Genomic DNA, 16,770 nt, shown 5'->3' on the forward strand with positions numbered 1-16,770 from the left:
GGCACGGCCCTAGCTGGCGATGTAACGCTGCAACTGATCGATATCGCGCTGCTGGTCCTCGATCACCGCCTTGACCAGATCGCCGATGGAAATCACGCCCTGCACGCGGCCGTTGTCGACCACCGGCAGATGCCGGAAGCGTCCGTCGGTCATCAACTGCATGCAGCGCTCCACCGTGTCCGACGGCGACACTGTCACCACCTGAGTGCTCATGATGTCGGCAACGCTGGTGGTCGATGAGGCGCGATCGCGCAGCACCACCTTGCGCGCGTAATCGCGCTCGGACACGATGCCGACCAGGCGTGGCCCGTCCATCACCAACACCGCGCCGATGCCTTTGTCGGCCATCAGCCGGATCGCCTCGATCACTGCAGCGTCTGCCGCTACCGCGAATACCTCAATCTGCTTGGTCCCCAACAGCTGTCGTACGGTCTGCATGGCCCGCTCCGCGCTTGGTCTGGTGGTCGCAGCCTACTCCCACCGCGCCGCAGTGGGTATCGACCAGGTAGAGCGGACGCTGCTTGGCCTCGTCGTACAAGCGGCCCAGGTATTCACCGATCAGGCCCAGGGCGATCAGCTGGATGCCGCCCAGGAACAGGATCACCGACATCATGGTCGGCCAGCCGGCCACCGGGTCGCCCATCAGCGCCGCCTTGATCACCACCCAGCCACCGAACAGGAATGCCACCAGCGCGGTGAGCAAACCCAGATAGGTCGCCACGCGCAGCGGCACGGTGGAAAAACTGGTGATGCCATCCAGCGCGAAGTTCCACAGCCGCCACACGGTGAATTTGCTGCGCCCCGACAGCCGTGGCGCACGCCGGTACGGCAATGCCACCTGGCGAAACCCGACCCAACCGAACAGCCCCTTCATGAAACGGTGGCGCTCGCGCAGCTGCTGCAAGGCTTCCACCACTCGCGGCGACAACAGCCTGAAATCCCCCGTGTCGGCCGGAATCGGCGTGCGCGACAACTGCCGGATCACCCGGTAGAACGCATGCGCCGCACTGCGCTTCAGCCAGCTCTCGCCCTCGCGAAAAATCCGCGTGCCGAAGATGTTGTCGTAACCGGCGCGCCACAGCGCGACGAACTCGGGGATCAACTCCGGCGGGTCCTGTCCATCGGCATCGAGCAGCACCACCGCACCGGGCAGCACATGGTCCAGGCCTGCAGAAATCGCGACCTCCTTGCCGAAGTTACGCGACAGCCGCACCGCACTCACCTGCGCATCGGCATCGGCAAGTGCCTGCAACACGCTCCAGGTGCCATCGCTGCTGCCATCGTCGACATACAGCACATGCGTCTGCACCCCACTCAGGCCCGCCAGCACTGCGCATAGGCGCGGGTGCAGCTGTGGAATGCTGGTCTCCTCGTTATAGGCTGCAATCACCACCGTCAGGCGGTCTCCTGCCACCGGCAGCTGCACGGGTCCGGACGTGCGCATGCTCACGGCGCCTGCAGATACGCAGGGCCACCCAGCTGGCGCGCCTGCCGCTGGATCCATACCGTCCGCCGTTGCACATAGGCGCCGGGCCGACGCGCGTCATAACGGCGTGGCGAGGGCAGCACCGCCGCCAGGCGCGCCGACTCGGTCGGTGACAACCCAGCCGCATCCTTGCCCCAGAATTGCCGGGCAGCGGCCTGCGCGCCATACACCCCGTCACCGAACTCGGCCACGTTGAGATACATCTCCAGAATGCGCTGCTTCGGCCACAGCAACTCGATCAGCACCGTGTACCAGGCCTCCAGGCCCTTGCGTACCCAACTGCGGCCCTGCCACAGGAACACGTTCTTGGCGACCTGCTGACTGATCGTGCTGGCCCCGCGCACGCGTCCACCGCGCGCATTGTGATCGCGCGCCTTTTCGATCGCCTGCAGGTCGAAGCCGTGATGCACCGGAAACTGCTGATCCTCCGCGGCCACCACCGAAATCGGCAGGCTGGCGGCGATCCTGTCGTAGTCGCGCCATTGCTGGTGCAGCGAAAAATCCCAGTCGCCCTCGCCCCAGGCTTCCAGATAGCGCCCGACCATCATGCTGCTGATCGGCGGATCGATCACCCGCAGCACCAGTACCTGCAGCACGCTCGCGGCGGCAAACAGCAGCGGCGCTGCCAACAGCCAGCGCAGCCAGCGCCGCGCGCGCCGCGGTGGCGCCACCTGCTTGCCATCCAATGCATCCGTCCCCATTGTTCGCTACGACCTTTCATCCCGATGCTCGTTGCATTATCCGGCAACCTGCGTCCCTTACGTCCGATGTTCCCATGACCGATCACGATCAGCTTTCCCGTTTCCTGCTGCCTGCTGCCGGCGTGCGCGGCGTCCATGTCCGCCTGACCCAGGCCTGGCACGACATCCAGGGGGCCGCCGACTACCCGCCCGCCGCACGCCAGTTGCTCGGCGAGGCAGCGGTGGCCGCCGCCCTGTTCACCGGCCACACCAAGGTCGACGGGCGTCTGTCGGTGCAGCTGCGCGGCAACCAGACGCTGCGCACCCTGTTCGCCGAATGCACCGCGGCCGGCACCTTGCGCGGCATCGTGCAGCTGGCCGACGGCGCCGATGCGCCCGCCGACCTGCGCGAACTGGGCGAGGCCGCGCTGCTGGCCATCACCATCGAGAATCCCGGCCTGGACCCGCGCGAACCGCAGCGCTACCAGAGCCTGGTCGGCATGCAGGCGCCGGATCTGGCCGAAGCGTTCGAAACTTATTTCCAGCAGTCCGAGCAACTGCCGACCCGCCTGCTGCTGGCCGCCGGCCCGGATCAGGCCGCCGGCCTGTTGCTGCAAAAGCTGCCAGGCGACGAGGGCGACACCGATGGCTGGACCCGCATCGGCGCGCTGTTCGACACTCTGGGCGCACCGGAATTGCTCTCGGTCGCCAGCGAGGACCTGCTGCACCGGTTGTTCCACGAGGAAGACACCCAATTACTGGGCAGCAAGCCGCTCAGCTTCGGCTGCTCGTGCTCGCGCGAGCGGGTCGCCTCGATGCTGCAGTCCCTGGGCGAAGACGAGGCCCGTGCCGCTGCCGAGGCGACCGGCGAGGTCGAGGTCCGCTGCGAGTTCTGTGGGCGTGAGTATCACTTTCCGTTGACCGCACTGGACGTACTTTTCAGCGAGGCGCGCCCCCTGCAGGAGGCGCCGGAACGGTTGCAGTAGAAAGGATTGACAGGTGTGATACGGGGATCGTGAGTACTTGTTAAATAATCATAAACACCCTAGCATTCCGACTGCCCGCTTCCGGGAACTTAACAACTGCCGCTGGGTCTGAACTCTGGTATGCGACACCTACTGCGCCTTCCGCTTGCTCTGATGGTTGCCTTTGCGGCGGCTACGGGTGTGCATGCGCAGTCGACCCAGCAGGTACGTGAAAGCACCATCCTGCCGGTGTGGAACAAGGGCAGCGGCAAGGTCGAAGCCTTTCTGTACCTGGAGCCCACCGGCGAGCAGAGGGCCGGTGCACGCTGGCACTTCGGCCGCAATTCGCTGGACGCGGCGTTCGGCCTGACCTCCGGCGATTCGCTGGGCCTGATCTGCAACAGCAGCCGCGGCACCAACATCAACGGACTCGCCAGCCACTGCCTGCTCGCAGGCATCGGCGATGACGAAGAAGACAGCGCCGCCGCATCGCGCCGCGTGTCGGCAACCCTGGGCTTCAACCGTGGCGGCGCACGCGCCGGCGTCACTGCCGGTACCGGCCGCGATACCCTGCCGGCCTGGTTGGTCGGCGCCGGCAAGGCACCGCTGACCCGCGTCGAACAGAACGACCTGACCGTGTTCGGACAGAAGAACATCGGCCGCGAAGGCTTCGTTTCGATCGGCGGCACCTATGCGCGCGCGCGCCTGGTACCGCTGGCCGACGTTTCGCCGGCGATCGCCGACCAGTGGGACAGCAAGACCCTGAGCGTCGGAGGCGGCTACGGTGCCTTCAGCGCCAACGTCATCGGCCGCGTCGTCGACGTCCCCGGCCAGCCGGAAAAGTGGGAAGGTCTGGGCCTGGGTCTGACCTGGCGCACCCCCTGGAGCGGCCAGCTGACCGTCGGCGCAGAGAACGTCATCTCCCGCGGCAAGAACCCGTTTGCGCCGAGCAACGAGAGCAACAGCGACGGTACGATCCCGTACGTTCGGTATGAGCAAGACCTCTAAGTAATTGATTTTAAACTATTTTACCTGACGCCACCGGCTTGCAGCCGGTGGCGTTTTGCGTTCCAGCACTCGGCCTGCGGCAGCCTTTCACGTCTTTCTTCTTTTTCGTTAACGGGACTTTAATTTCTCGCATAACGCATATACCATCGGTTCACCCTGACGTTTTGGATCCGCTTCTTTCGGACCCCCGACAGGCAAACAACCCTTGGCAGTACCCAAGATCACTTGGAGAGAGAGCTAATGAATTGCAAGTCCAACAAGCTGCGCGATGCAGTCGTCCTCGCGCTTGTCGTGGGCGTCGGCGGTACCGGTACCGCCATCGCTCAGGAAGCCGGCACCACCAACCTCGACAAGATCGAAGTGACCGGTTCGCGCATCAAGAGCGCAGACGTTGAAACGTCGCAGCCCGTTCTGACGCTGACCCGTCAGGACATCGACAAGCAGGGCGTCACCTCTGTTGCCGATGTGTTGCAGCGCGTGGCAGCCAACGGCGCGGCGCTGAACCGCACCTTCAATAACGGCGGCGACGGCAGCTCAGGCATCGCGCTGCGCAACCTCGGCAGCGCACGTACCCTGGTGCTGGTCAACGGCCGCCGCTGGACCACGGGTCTGGACGGCAGCGTCGACCTCAACACCATTCCGACTGCGATGGTTGAGCGCATCGACATCCTGAAGGATGGCGCGTCGACGATTTACGGCTCCGATGCCATTGCCGGCGTGGTGAATATCATCACCCGTAAGAACTTCGACGGTGCCGAGGCAGGCGTCAACGTTGGCCAGTACAGCGATGGCGATGGCCAGCGCCAGGCCTACGACTTCACGATCGGCACCACCACCGATCGCGCAAGCCTGCTGCTGGGCGCTTCGTACGTGCAGGAAGAGTCCGTCATGGCGGGCGATCGGCAGATCTCCGCTGGCGGTCCTCCGTTCTTCAGCGGCCAGAGCGGCACCGGATTCCCGGGTTCGTATGTGCGCAATGGTGCGCGCCGCATCCTGATCAATGGCGTCGAAACGCCTTACGTGGCCAATGTCCACGGTTACAACACCGCGCCGGACAACTACCTGCTGACCCCGCAGGAACGCACCTCGCTGTTCGCCCAAGGTACTTTCAACTTCACCGACAACGTGACGTTCCGCACCGAGGCGATGTACAACGAGCGCAAGTCGGAGCAGTTGCTGGCGGCAATGCCGGTCACCGGCCTGACCTTGAGCGCCGATAGCCTCTACAACCCCTTCGACCAGAACCTGACCGGCGTCAACCGCCGCTTTATCGAAACCGGTGGCCGCTCGTTCAATCAGAACGTCAAGAACTGGCACTTCTACGGTGGCCTGGAAGGTTTCTTCGAATTTGCCGACCACAGCTTCGACTGGGATGTGGGCTATCGCTACGACAAGTCCGATCAGAACGATCTGACCTACGGCCTGTTCAACCTTGCCAACCTCAACAACGCCTACGGCCCCTCCGAGCTGCGTGGCGGCGTGCCGGTCTGCGTCACCGCACCCGGTGGCGACGTGATTCCCGGATGCGTCCCGGTCAATCCGCTGGGCCCGCGCGGCTCGATCAGCCAGGCGGCGCTGGATTACACCGGCTTCACCGCGCACGACTCGTCCTCGGTTGAATCCAAGGGCTACACCGCAAATCTCAGCGGCGACATCGTCGACCTGCCGGCTGGCCCGCTGGCCTTCGCGGCCGGCTACGAATACCGCAAGGAAAGCGGCCAGTTCGATCCGGACGCCTTCATTGCGGCGGGCCTCAGCACCGGCAACGGCGCACGCCCGACTGCAGGCTCCTACAGCCTGGACGAGTTCTATCTGGAACTGTCGGTCCCGGTGCTGGCCGATCTGCCGGGCGCCCAGCTGCTGGACTTCAGCCTCGCGACGCGTTACTCGGACTACAGCAACTTCGGCGACACCGTGAACAACAAGTTCGGCTTCCGCTGGAAGCCCATTCAGGACTTGATGATCCGCGGCAACTACAGCGAAGGCTTCCGCGCGCCCAGCATCAACAACCTGTTTGCCGGTAACGCCGACTCGTTCGAAACCTACGCCGATCCCTGCTCGATCCAGGCTGGGCAGCTCAGCAACCCGGTCGTGGCACAGAACTGCACCGCAGCCGGCGTGCCTGCCAATTTTGTGCAGCCCGGTGCAGGCACCGGCGCCAAACAGACGCTGGAGCCGTTCACCTACACCTCCAACGAGCAGTTGCAGCCGGAAACCTCGACCAGCCGCACCCTGGGCCTGGTGTTCAGCCCCAGCTTCGCGCAGGGCTTGAATGTCACCTTGGACTGGTGGCAGATCGAGATCGAAAACGCGATCACGCGTCCGGAAGCACAGTTCATTCTGGACAAGTGCTATGGCGGCAGCGCCGGCGAGCAGGCTGAATATTGCGGTCTGATTACCCGTGACCCCAACTACAGCGATGGTGCCTATACCGTCACCAACATCAATATGCCGCTGTTGAATCTGGCGTCGTACAAGGTGGAAGGCTGGGATCTGGGTATCAACTACCGCTTGCCGGAGACGGCGTTCGGCCAGTTCACCATCAGCTGGGATTCGACCTACCTGTCGAGCTGGGAAACCAAGGCGACTGCCGATTCCGAACTGGAGCAGTTCCAGGGCCGTTACCTGAATCAGGATCCGTACTGGCGCATTCGTTCCAATCTTTATGTCGATTGGTCCCTCGGCGATTTCGGCATCAACTGGGGCATTCGCTACAAGTCCGGCATGGAAGAAGTCTGCCCGCTGTCTGCAGCGCTGGCCCAGGCGTATTGCTCGGAGCCTGATCGCGTCACCGCCGACGGCGCATCGCCGCGTAACCACATCGGCGCGACGACGTATCACGACATCCAGGTGCGTTACAACACGCCTTGGAATGCAACCGTGTCGGTCGGCCTGAACAACGCGTTCGACAAGGATCCGCCGGTCGCGTACAGCACGTCCTACAACATGTTCGATCCGCAATACGATCTGCCGGGCCGCTACATGTACATGCAGTACCGCCAGCGCTTCTGATAGAGCCTGCGGCGTAAAACAACTACGGCCCCGAATGGGGCCGTAGTTGCGTCTGGAGTTTAAAAACCGGGAACCGGACGCGGCATCCAACGCGTGCCGGTCACCCCGGAATCAAGGTCTGGATCACATGCTCGACATAGGCCTCAAAGTCTTCGCGGGCCTGCTTGGGCTGCTGCAGTTGCAGCGAGAGCTGCAGGAAACCGACGTAGGCGGCGTAGGCCAGGCGGGCGCGGTGTTGGGCATCGGTGCGGCTCAGGCCGGCCTGGCGGAACGAGGCGATCAGGTAGTCGAGACGGCGCTGCGAGACGCGGTCGATGACCGGGCGCACGGCCGGGTGATCGAGTGCCTTGAGCAGCTCGCTGTAGATGACGTGCGGCTTGACTTCGTGCGCGACCAGTTGAAACAGCGCGCGCAGGCGTGCGCTGGGGTCCGGGACGTCTTCCAGGCTGCCGAATACTTCCTTCTGTTCGAAGATTTCCCAGCGTTCCAGGGCTGCCTGCAGCAAGGCATCGCGCGAGGGAAAATGCCAGTAGAAGCTGCCCTTGGTCACCCCGAGACGGCGTGCCAGTGGCTCCACCGCGACGGCGCCCACCCCTTGTTCGGCGATCAGGTCCAGTGCGGCCTGCGCCCAATCGTCCGCGCTGAGGCGGTTGCCGCGACCGGAGGTGGCGCGGGGCGTGGTGAGGCTTGGGTCGGTGATGTCATTCATTGCCGCGATTTAACCATACGCTTGAGTCAGTTGCAGTATGCATCACAAAAAGGACATACAACTGCCACGATTCAATGGCTTAACCGTCCATACGAAGGAGTATTGACAGCCGCATAGGCAGATCCATACCATGAGGTATGGTCACTTCTTCTCCTAGCCTCGCCCATAGTGCTTCTACCTCGCGCATCGAGGCTGGCGAGACATCGCTTGCGGTGTCGGTGCGGGGCGCGGACCACACGCCGACGGTGCTGCTGGCACATGGCTTTGGACAAACCCGGCACGCGTGGGAAAGCACTGCGGCCCGACTGGCCGAAGCTGGCTACCGGGCGCTGGCCTACGATGCGCGCGGCCATGGCGATTCCGGTTTCAACGACGCAGACCTGCCCTACTCGGCCACGCAGTTCACCGATGACCTGATCGTGCTGGCAGGCGAGCAGGCCGAGCCACCGGTGCTGGTTGCCGCATCGATGGGCGGCTTGTTCGGCCTGCTTGCCGAGGCGCGCTGGCCAGGTCTGTTTCGCGCGATCGTGCTGGTCGACATCACGCCGCGCTGGGATACCGCGGGGGTGGAGCGCATCCTGCGTTTCATGACCGCACATCCTGATGGCTTTGCATCGCTGGATGCCGCCGCAGATGCGATTGCCGCCTATTTGCCACAGCGCCCACGCAAGACGGCCGAGCAGTTGCAGGCCTTGCTGAGGCAGCGCGCAGACGGGCGCTGGCACTGGCACTGGGATCCACGGCTGGTCGATGAACTGGCGGGACAGGATCCGCACGCACAACAACAGACCTTGCTGGACGCCGCCGCGCGGGCGCGTTGCCCGATGTTGCTGATCAGCGGCGGTCGCAGCGACCTGGTCACGCCGGACACCATCAAGGAATTCCTGTCGGTCGCGCCGCATGCGCAGCACGTGCATCTGCCTGATGCCACGCACATGCTGGCCGGCGACGACAACACCACGTTTACCGCAACCGTGTTGCATTATCTGGACGCACTGCCCCCGGTTGGCACCATCGCAGCGTCCAACATTACCGAGCATGTCACTGGAGCAAGACCATGAGCATCGTTGCACCGTTTCTCCTCGTCATCCTGGCGGCGGGCATCGCTGCCTATCACCGCATGCGCCTTGCCACCTGGGTCGCGCTGAGCGCCTGTGTGCTGGTGGCCTGCTGGTTGCTGGGTGCCAATCTCACCGCAACCATCGTCGCTGCCGTGCTGGTGGTGCTGGTTTCCGCGCCAGTGCTGTTGCCGTTCCTGCGCAAGCCGCTGCTGACTACGCCGCTGATGGGCTTCTTCCGCAAGGTGCTGCCGCCGCTGTCGCAGACCGAGCGCATCGCGCTGGAAACCGGCTCGGTGGGCTTTGAAGGCGAACTGTTCACCGGCGACCCGGATTGGCAGAAGCTGCTCAACTATCCCAAGCCGCAACTGAGCGCCGAAGAGCAGGCCTTCCTGGATGGCCCGGTCGAAGAGCTGTGCAGGATGGTCAACGACTGGGAGATCACCCACGTCCACGCCGACCTGCCGCCGGAGCTGTGGGAATACATCAAGAAGAACAAGTTCTTCGGCATGATCATTCCCAAGCAGTACGGCGGGCTGGGCTTCAGTGCGCTGGCGCATCACAAGGTGATCCAGAAGCTGTCCTCGATCTCCAGCGTGGTCAGCTCCACCGTCGGCGTGCCCAACTCGCTCGGGCCGGGCGAGCTGCTGCTGCATTACGGCACGCCGGAACAGAAGGATTACTATCTGCCGCGCCTGGCGGTCGGCGCAGAAGTGCCGTGTTTCGGCCTGACCGGTCCGTTCGCCGGTTCCGATGCGACCTCGATCCCCGACTACGGCATCGTCTGCAAGGGCGAGTGGAATGGCGCCAACGTGCTCGGCGTCAAGCTGACCTTCGACAAGCGCTACATCACCCTGGCGCCGGTGGCCTCGCTGATCGGCCTGGCATTCCGCGCCTACGATCCGGATGGCCTGATCGGCGACAAGAAGGACATCGGCATCACCCTGGCCCTGTTGCCGCGCGAGACCCCCGGCGTGGAAATCGGCCGTCGCCATTTCCCGCTCAATTCGCCGTTCCAGAATGGCCCGATCCACGGCGAGGAAGTGTTCATCCCGCTGAGCCAGCTGATCGGCGGCGTGGAGATGGTCGGTAAGGGCTGGAACATGCTCAACGAGTGCCTGGCGGTGGGCCGTTCGATCACCCTGCCCTCCACGGCCAGCGGTGGCAGCAAGTATGCCGCCGTGGTCACCGGCGCGTATGCGCGTATTCGCAAGCAGTTCGGCCTGTCGGTCGGACGCTTCGAGGGCGTCGAAGAAGCGCTCGCGCGGATCGGCGGCAAGGCCTATGCCATCAGCGCGTTGTCGCAGGCCACCGCTGCGGCGGTGGACCGTGGCGATGTGCCATCGGTGCCGTCGGCGATCGCCAAGTATCACTGCACCACCATGGGCCGCGAAGTGGTCAGCGACATGATGGATGTGATCGGCGGCAAGGGCATCATCCTGGGGCCGCGCAACTTTGCCGGCCGTGCCTGGCAGGCGGCGCCGATCGGCGTGACCGTGGAAGGCGCCAACATCATGACCCGCAGCCTGCTGATCTTCGGGCAGGGCGCAATCCTGTGTCATCCGTGGGTGATGAAGGAAATGCAGGCGGCGCAGGATCCGGACACGCGTCGTGGCCTGGAAGAGTTCGACCAGAGTCTGTTCGGGCATATCCGCTTCGGCATCTCCAATGCGGTGCGTTCGTTCTGGTTCGGGCTGACCGGTGCGCGCATCGGGGCAGCGCCGGGCGATGCGTACACGCGGCGCTTCTTCCGCAAGCTGGATCGTTATTCCGCCAACCTGGCGCTGATGGCCGACGTGTCGATGCTGATGCTCGGCGGCAAGCTCAAGTTCAAGGAATCGCTGTCCGGCCGTCTGGGCGATGTGCTGAGCCACATCTACCTGACCAGTGCGATGCTCAAGCGCTATCACGACGAAGGCGCGCCGGCGACCGATCAGCCGCTGCTGGCCTGGGCGTTCCATGACAGCGTGCACAAGATCGAAACCGCGCTGTCTGCGGCGCTGCGCAACTTCCCGATCCGTCCGGTGGGCTGGCTGATGTGGGTGCTGATCTTCCCGCTGGGCCGTCGTGCTGAAGCACCGGGCGACCGGCTGGGACACCGCGTGGCATCGATCCTGATGACGCCGAACGAAGCGCGCGACCGTCTGGGCCAGGGCGTGTTTCTGACCCCCTGCGCCAACAATCCGGGCGGACGTATCGCCAGCTATCTGGCCAAGGCCGTGCTGGCCGAGCCGGTGGAGCGCAAGTTCCTCAAGGCGCTCAAGACCAAGGGCATCGAGGCGCTGGATTTCACCGCGCAGCTGGACGAAGCCGTGGCCGAAGGCGTGATCACCGGCGACGAGCGCAGGCAGCTGGAAGAGTTGCGCGAGATGATGATGGACACCATCACCGTGGACGATTTCGACCCGCACGAACTGCGTGCGGCCAGCTACTACGACAGGCCGCAGGCCCAGCAGCCGCGCGAAGCGGCATAAGGCGCAGGCCAAGTGACGGCAGACGACGGCGGGCTTCGGCCCGCCGTTGTCGTTTGTGGAGATTGCCTGTGGTGGAGGCCGAGCACTCGCAACTGCGCTGCCTGCCGCCAGTGTCTTCGACCAGTTCCCAGCAACTGCAATCCGGTGGACACCTGGTAGGGGCGGGCTTGCCAGCGATGAAGCCTACCTGTAACGCCTCATCGCGGGCAGGCCCGCTCCTACAGGAAGCGAGCACACGGCCTCAGCGCGGCAACCACAGCAACGCTAGGGCAATCAGCGCGGGCAAGGCCTGCACGAAAAAGATGCGGCGGTTGACGCTGTAGGCGCCATAGAAGCCTGCCACGACGACACAGCCCAGAAAGAAGCCCAGCACGTCGGTGCGAGCCTGCAACGCGCCCCAGAACAGGCCCGCTGCCAGGAAGCCGTTGTACAGGCCCTGATTGGCCGCAAGCACGCGCGTGGCCTGTGCCTTCTCGGGAGTATTGCGGAAGGTCTTCAGGCCCAGCGGCCGCGTCCACAACGCCATCTCCAAGACCAGAATGTAGACGTGCAGCAGAGCGACGCACAGGCCGGCAACGATGGCGAACAGGGACATGGCGGATCGGCGTGATGGATGTGGCGACCAGCATAGCCGCGATCGCGGCCCTGCTGCTCGGAACAGGCGACGGAACCCGGCGCGCCGGCAAGAGACGGGGGGAATGTGCAGGACCTGCATGCATGATCGGAGCGTCGCGACTGAGGATATCGGCGGCGTGTCCTGCAATAGCCTGATCTATCTGCTCGCCACGCTCTCCCAAAGGTAAAAGCGGCTAGTCCAAACAGCGACATCGCTAATGCATGTCATGCCCTGCTTGCCAGTGCACACCGACCATCTCGACCGGTCCGTGCCCGCTCACCGTCGCGGGACCTTACGCGGCATGGATGCCGCGTAATGTCCTATAAGGACGTACTTGCGGCGTGTCCCGCGAGGGTGGGCGGGCAAGGGCCCTGCAGCCAGGCCATTTGTTGACCGCTCCTAGTCGGAGACCTGATTGCCAGTCTCCGCATCGCGCTCTGCGGGCAGTTTGCGCGCCTCGCGCAGCAGGCCGAACGCGCCAAGGGTCATGCCCGATGCCACCAGCAGACCGACGCCGAACACCGCGCTGGAGCCGAATGCCGACACCAGCTTGTGCACCCAGACGAAGGTGAGATCGCCACCGCGGTAGATCACGGTGTCGATCGCAGCGCCGGCCTTGTAGCGCCATTCCCGATCCACCCGCGTGTACAAGGTCTCGCGCGCCGGCTTGGCCAGTGCGAACTCGCTGGAGCGGGTGATCACCTGCACGATCGCAAGCATCATCGGCAGCGGCGAGGCCGTCAGCACGGCATAGCCCAGCGTGATCGCCACGCCCGGAATCAGCAGCGCCGGTGCGATGCCGAAACGCGACAGCAGCGCGCGCGTCACCAGCAGCTGCAACACCAGGGTAAGCGCGTTGATCGCCAGGTCGATGCTGGCGTAATAGGCGGTGGCCGCCGCTGCGTCCGTGTAGAGCCGGCGTACCAGCGCTGCCTGCTCGTTGTAGAGCAAGGTGCCGACGCCCACGCCGAATAGCACCATGAAAGCCAGCCAGCGTAGCAACGGCTCGCGCACGATCAGCTTGAGCCCGCCCAGCACATCGCCGCCCATCGGCACCTCGCCGGAGCCCAGCTGTCGCTCCTGCTCGCGCGCAACCGCCCACAGGCGCAGACGCAGCACGCAGACCACGCACACGGTCAGAAACCCGGCCGAGACCAACATCAGATGCGCGATGCCGATGCGCTCGACCAGCGTGCGGGTGAGGATCGGCCCGAGAAACGCGCCCAGCGTGCCGGCCGCACCGATGTAACCGTAGTAGCTGCGCGCTTCGGCATTGCTGAAGACGTCGGCCATGAAGCTCCAGAACACCGCCACCGCAAACAGGTTGAAAACGGTCACCCACAGGAAGAACGCCATGCCGCGCCCGGGCACGCCGCTGTCGAACAACACGTAGAACAGCAACAGGGTCGCGATGAAGAAGCCATACACCGCCGGCAGGAACACCCGGCGCGGGTAGCGGCTGACCAGCGCGCCGTAGACCGGCTGCAGCAACACCATGATCAGGAAGGTGCAGGTAAACAGCACCTGCAGGGTGAAGTCCTTGAGCGGCACGCCATGCGCGGCGAAGAAGGCGGTCATGCCGGTGGGGAAAATCGCTTCCACATCCGCCGACGCACTCATCGCCTCGCGCACCGGGCGCAGCACGTAGTAGCCGCTGAGCAGGCAGAAGAAATACAGGAACGACCACGCCAGCGGCGGCGAGCTGCGCAATGCCACGCTCAGACGGCCAGCCGCAGAGCGCGGCGAAGACAGGCTGGTCATCGGGTAAGGCTCGCTCGCATCGACGAGCGCGACAGCAGGGACATGGCAGCGGCAACACCCGCGAAACAAGCGCGCAAGTTAGCCGATGCCGCGCTGCATCACCAGCAGCAGCGGGCGGCACCGACTAAATCGATTGCCTGCGGAGACGGCACGCCGCTTGCAGCTGTCTCCGCACGGGCTCCCGATTGCGTTGCAGAGGGTCCTGGCAGTTCGATTTATGAACCTAAAATCATCAATAGGATCAACACGATGCCCATTCATCTTCTGGCAGTTTGTGCTATTGCAAAGCGCGGCGCTAGAATCGTCGGAGGCAGTGGAACAGGCGGGACAACCATGACTCAAATGCGCAGGCGCCGACGGTTCCGACCGTTGGCCATCGGGCTGCTCGGGGCGTTATTGCCTCTGGCCCTCTCTTCCACCGCGCAGACACCCGCGCCGGCTGCTTCTGCGCTGCAGCCGGCCACCGTCGTGCAGTCGCCCACCGCCCCGCTGCAATACCGTGCATCGCTTCCGGCCAGCCAGGTGCTGGCCCCGGCGGCCGGGTTCGATGTGGCCGCGTTCGAATCGATGGCCAACCAGTTGACCTACGGCAATCGCCTGCCGGGCATGGCGATGGCGATCGTGCAGGGCGGCAAGGTGCTGAGCGCGCGCGGCTATGGTGTCACCGACGTCAATCACCCGCAGCCGGTCGATGCGCATACCGTGTTCCGTCTGGCATCGCTGTCCAAGGCCTTCGCCGGCACCATGGCTGGATTGCTGGTCAACGACGGCGTGCTGCGTTGGGACAGCAAGGTGGTGGACTACGTGCCCGGCTTTCAGCTCAGCAATGACGTCGCCACCCGGCAGCTCACCGTCGCCGAGGTGCTGAGCCACCGCGTCGGGCTGACCCGCAACGCCTACGACAACGATATCGAATCCAACGTCGACTACTACTCGCTCAGCCACAAGCTTGCCGCCGCACCGTTGCGCTGCGCGCCCGGCGATTGCTATGCGTACCAGAACGTGGCTTTCAGCCTGGTCGGCGATGTGGTGTTCGCTGCGTCCGGCAGCTTCTACGAGCAGTCGGTGGAGCGCCGCATCTTCAAGCCGCTGGGCATGAACGATGCGAGCATGGGTCTGGCCGGTATCCAGGCCAGCCCGCGCTGGGCGCGCCCGCATGTGCGCAGCCGCAATGGCTGGGTGTCGTTGACGCCCAAGCCGACCTACTACCGTCTGGCCCCCGCTGCCGGCGTCAATGCCAGCGCCAGCGACATGGCGCAGTGGCTGCTCGCGCACACCGGCCACCGCACCGACGTGCTGCCTGCGCCGCTGCTGGCGACGCTGCACGCGCCGCTGATCTCCACGCCTGGAGAGATGCGCTCGGGCTGGCGCCACGAGCGTGTGGACGCTGCCAGCTACGCGCTGGGCTGGCGCGTGTTCGACTACGCCGGCCATCAGGTCGTCTTCCATGCCGGCGCAGTGCAAGGCTATCGAGGCCTGGTCGCGTTGCTGCCCGAACGTGATCTCGGCATCGCGATCATGTGGAACGGCGAAAGCGGCCTGCCCTCCGGCATGCTGCCCACCATTCTGGATCGTGCGCTGGGTCTGCCCGCCAAGCGTTGGCTGGATATCGATGTGGATGGCGACTTCGGCAGCGAGAACATGCTGGCCGAGCGCCCCGATTCTGCCGGCAAGGGCGCCTCGTCGGGCAAGTCGGTGGCATCGCCGCGCTGAGTTGGCGTTGCGGCGACCTCGCACACAGGCGGCTTCGGCCGCTTGTGTCGTTTCCGGCCTGCAGGATCGAGTCGGGCGTGTCGACATCGGTGGCCGGAAGCCGGGCATCGCTCCATGCCATGCGATGACGATCATGGCAGGCGCAGATCTGAGTCACCTTGTCGGGTAAGCGCGTCAGACCTGACTGAAAAGCGAGAGCGTGGCTGCCCACGATGCGGCCCAATGCATCTACTCCCGCTTGGCACGACCAACACACCGCACCGCTACGCCAATCGATGGCGGCACGACCGATCGGGACAGACGATGGTCAGTTGGGCGGGCGGCGCAGCGGCCCAGCCCACCGGCAGCGTTGGACCGGAGAAAGCGGGTGGCGGGTGGCAAGCGGCGATAGTGCGGCGATAGCTACAACGTCCCGGCCTGACATCCCGTCACGCACAGCGCAACGCATCCGGCGGCGATAGCTTCGGCTGCCTGCGTGCGACCGGGACTCCCCCATCAAGGATGCGCTGGATCCGCCAATAAAAAAGCTCCCTCCCCGCTGGGCGTCGGGGAGAGAGCTCGATGTTTACGGCGATCGGGTGGTGCAGATCAGATCAGCGGCGCCGGGGTTGCGGGCAGCGCGACCGGAGCGGCCTTCTTCTTGCGAACGGCCGGCTTCTTCTTGGCGACCTTCTTCACAGCAGGCTTCTTGGCGGCAGTCTTCTTGGTGGCGGACTTCTTGGTCGCCTTCTTGGCAACTGCCTTCTTGGCGGTCTTCTTTACCGCTTTCTTGGCGGTCTTCTTGACGGCCTTCTTGGCGGCCGTCTTCTTGGTCGCCTTCTTTGCAGTCTTCTTCACTGCCTTCTTGGCGGCAGTCTTCTTGGTTGCCTTCTTTGCAGTCTTCTTCACTGCCTTCTTGGCGGTTGCCTTCTTTGCAGTCTTCTTGACGGCCTTCTTGGCAGCAGTCTTCTTCACTGCCTTCTTGGCGGTTGCCTTTTTGGCGACCTTCTTGACTGCCTTCTTGGCGGCAGTCTTCTTCACTGCCTTCTTGGCAGTGGGTTTCTTTTTCGCAGCTTTTGCAGTGGCCATGTAATTGGCTCCTCGTCAGTGAACTATGGAGGTGAAACGCCCAGTTGAAGCAAACCCCGCAACGGCACGCCGTCGTCGGGAACCGTCCGCAGGTAATGCGCGACGGGACGGATACAGAAACACCCGCATCGAACAGCGACGCGGGTGCGTGATCGGAGCGACTGCTGCTTTTTCGGAGAGAAGCGGACCCAACTCCACCGTGGATAGCGCTTCGGTGGAC

At 64.3% G+C, this 16,770-nt stretch carries 13 protein-coding genes; 6 read left to right on the plus strand and 7 right to left on the minus strand.

What is annotated here, in order from left to right; genetic code table 11:
* Window positions 1–9: 9 nt before the first annotated feature.
* The 3 genes from ABQ039_RS14045 to mtgA are packed head-to-tail and all read right to left on the minus strand — an operon-like array spanning window position 10 to window position 2,187.
* Window positions 10–438, minus strand: coding sequence for a CBS domain-containing protein (locus ABQ039_RS14045; protein WP_184608854.1), 429 nt, complete (start codon window positions 436–438; stop codon window positions 10–12).
* Entirely contained in the window at window positions 398–1,444 is a 1,047-nt protein-coding gene (locus ABQ039_RS14050; protein WP_184608852.1) for a glycosyltransferase family 2 protein, read from the minus strand. Before ABQ039_RS14050 ends, ABQ039_RS14045 begins: the two co-directional genes overlap by 41 nt.
* 2 nt (window positions 1,445–1,446) lie before the next feature.
* Window positions 1,447–2,187 (minus strand): monofunctional biosynthetic peptidoglycan transglycosylase, encoded by a 741-nt coding sequence (gene mtgA, locus ABQ039_RS14055; RefSeq protein WP_184608850.1) that lies wholly within the window; start codon window positions 2,185–2,187, stop codon window positions 1,447–1,449.
* A 74-nt stretch (window positions 2,188–2,261) separates the two neighbouring features.
* On the opposite strand from mtgA, the gene ABQ039_RS14060 reads away from it, so the two are divergent.
* The 3 genes from ABQ039_RS14060 to ABQ039_RS14070 all read left to right on the plus strand — a co-directional run bounded on the left by ABQ039_RS14060 (window position 2,262) and on the right by ABQ039_RS14070 (window position 7,151).
* A complete protein-coding gene (locus ABQ039_RS14060) occupies window positions 2,262–3,152 on the plus strand; it encodes an Hsp33 family molecular chaperone HslO (RefSeq protein ID WP_024939249.1) in 891 nt (296 codons plus the stop codon).
* 153 nt (window positions 3,153–3,305) lie between these two features.
* On the plus strand, window positions 3,306–4,139 hold the full coding sequence (locus tag ABQ039_RS14065; protein WP_184608848.1) for a hypothetical protein: 834 nt from the start codon (window positions 3,306–3,308) through the stop codon (window positions 4,137–4,139).
* A gap of 240 nt (window positions 4,140–4,379) precedes the next feature.
* Window positions 4,380–7,151 (plus strand): TonB-dependent receptor, encoded by a 2,772-nt coding sequence (locus ABQ039_RS14070; protein ID WP_184608846.1) that lies wholly within the window; start codon window positions 4,380–4,382, stop codon window positions 7,149–7,151.
* Between the two features lie 100 nt (window positions 7,152–7,251).
* Here ABQ039_RS14070 and ABQ039_RS14075 read toward each other — a convergent pair whose 3' ends face one another.
* Window positions 7,252–7,860: a TetR/AcrR family transcriptional regulator gene (locus ABQ039_RS14075; protein ID WP_016902764.1), complete on the minus strand. Its 609-nt coding sequence runs from the start codon at window positions 7,858–7,860 to the stop codon at window positions 7,252–7,254.
* A 137-nt stretch (window positions 7,861–7,997) separates the two neighbouring features.
* Between ABQ039_RS14075 and ABQ039_RS14080 the strand changes: the two genes are divergently transcribed.
* Complete coding sequence (locus ABQ039_RS14080; RefSeq protein WP_349778017.1) at window positions 7,998–8,921, plus strand: alpha/beta hydrolase; 924 nt, start codon at window positions 7,998–8,000, stop codon at window positions 8,919–8,921.
* Complete coding sequence (locus ABQ039_RS14085; protein ID WP_184608842.1) at window positions 8,918–11,392, plus strand: acyl-CoA dehydrogenase; 2,475 nt, start codon at window positions 8,918–8,920, stop codon at window positions 11,390–11,392. The genes ABQ039_RS14080 and ABQ039_RS14085 overlap by 4 nt, the downstream gene beginning before the upstream one ends.
* Before the next feature lie 241 nt (window positions 11,393–11,633).
* Here the strand turns inward: ABQ039_RS14085 and ABQ039_RS14090 are convergent, their stop codons facing one another.
* The gene (locus ABQ039_RS14090) at window positions 11,634–11,987 is read right to left on the minus strand and encodes a DUF1304 domain-containing protein (RefSeq protein ID WP_024939255.1); all 354 of its coding nucleotides are present in this window, start codon (window positions 11,985–11,987) and stop codon (window positions 11,634–11,636) included.
* A gap of 420 nt (window positions 11,988–12,407) precedes the next feature.
* On the minus strand, window positions 12,408–13,769 hold the full coding sequence (locus ABQ039_RS14095; RefSeq protein ID WP_184608840.1) for an NTP/NDP exchange transporter: 1,362 nt from the start codon (window positions 13,767–13,769) through the stop codon (window positions 12,408–12,410).
* A gap of 369 nt (window positions 13,770–14,138) precedes the next feature.
* On the opposite strand from ABQ039_RS14095, the gene ABQ039_RS14100 reads away from it, so the two are divergent.
* The gene (locus ABQ039_RS14100) at window positions 14,139–15,482 is read left to right on the plus strand and encodes a serine hydrolase (RefSeq protein WP_184608838.1); all 1,344 of its coding nucleotides are present in this window, start codon (window positions 14,139–14,141) and stop codon (window positions 15,480–15,482) included.
* Between the two features lie 588 nt (window positions 15,483–16,070).
* Here ABQ039_RS14100 and ABQ039_RS14105 read toward each other — a convergent pair.
* A complete protein-coding gene (locus ABQ039_RS14105; protein ID WP_039519650.1) occupies window positions 16,071–16,550 on the minus strand; it encodes a hypothetical protein in 480 nt (159 codons plus the stop codon).
* Window positions 16,551–16,770: the final 220 nt, after the last annotated feature.

It is taken from the genome of Xanthomonas sp. WHRI 6108 (genome assembly GCF_040202385.2).
In the GTDB taxonomy this organism is placed as follows: Bacteria; Pseudomonadota; Gammaproteobacteria; order Xanthomonadales; family Xanthomonadaceae; genus Xanthomonas; species Xanthomonas arboricola.

Bases quoted from the DNA above. Each gene is read 5' to 3' on its own strand.
- ABQ039_RS14095 (WP_184608840.1), bottom strand. From the start codon at position 13,769: ATGACCAGCCTGTCTTCGCCGCGCTCTGCGGCTGGCCGTCTGAGCGTG.
- ABQ039_RS14060 (WP_024939249.1), top strand. From the start codon at position 2,262: ATGACCGATCACGATCAGCTTTCCCGTTTCCTGCTGCCTGCTGCCGGC.
- ABQ039_RS14070 (WP_184608846.1), top strand. From the start codon at position 4,380: ATGAATTGCAAGTCCAACAAGCTGCGCGATGCAGTCGTCCTCGCGCTT.
- ABQ039_RS14105 (WP_039519650.1), bottom strand. From the start codon at position 16,550: ATGGCCACTGCAAAAGCTGCGAAAAAGAAACCCACTGCCAAGAAGGCA.
- ABQ039_RS14050 (WP_184608852.1), bottom strand. From the start codon at position 1,444: ATGCGCACGTCCGGACCCGTGCAGCTGCCGGTGGCAGGAGACCGCCTG.
- ABQ039_RS14085 (WP_184608842.1), top strand. From the start codon at position 8,918: ATGAGCATCGTTGCACCGTTTCTCCTCGTCATCCTGGCGGCGGGCATC.
- ABQ039_RS14045 (WP_184608854.1), bottom strand. From the start codon at position 438: ATGCAGACCGTACGACAGCTGTTGGGGACCAAGCAGATTGAGGTATTC.
- ABQ039_RS14080 (WP_349778017.1), top strand. From the start codon at position 7,998: ATGGTCACTTCTTCTCCTAGCCTCGCCCATAGTGCTTCTACCTCGCGC.
- ABQ039_RS14090 (WP_024939255.1), bottom strand. From the start codon at position 11,987: ATGTCCCTGTTCGCCATCGTTGCCGGCCTGTGCGTCGCTCTGCTGCAC.
- ABQ039_RS14075 (WP_016902764.1), bottom strand. From the start codon at position 7,860: ATGAATGACATCACCGACCCAAGCCTCACCACGCCCCGCGCCACCTCC.
- ABQ039_RS14065 (WP_184608848.1), top strand. From the start codon at position 3,306: ATGGTTGCCTTTGCGGCGGCTACGGGTGTGCATGCGCAGTCGACCCAG.
- mtgA (WP_184608850.1), bottom strand. From the start codon at position 2,187: ATGGGGACGGATGCATTGGATGGCAAGCAGGTGGCGCCACCGCGGCGC.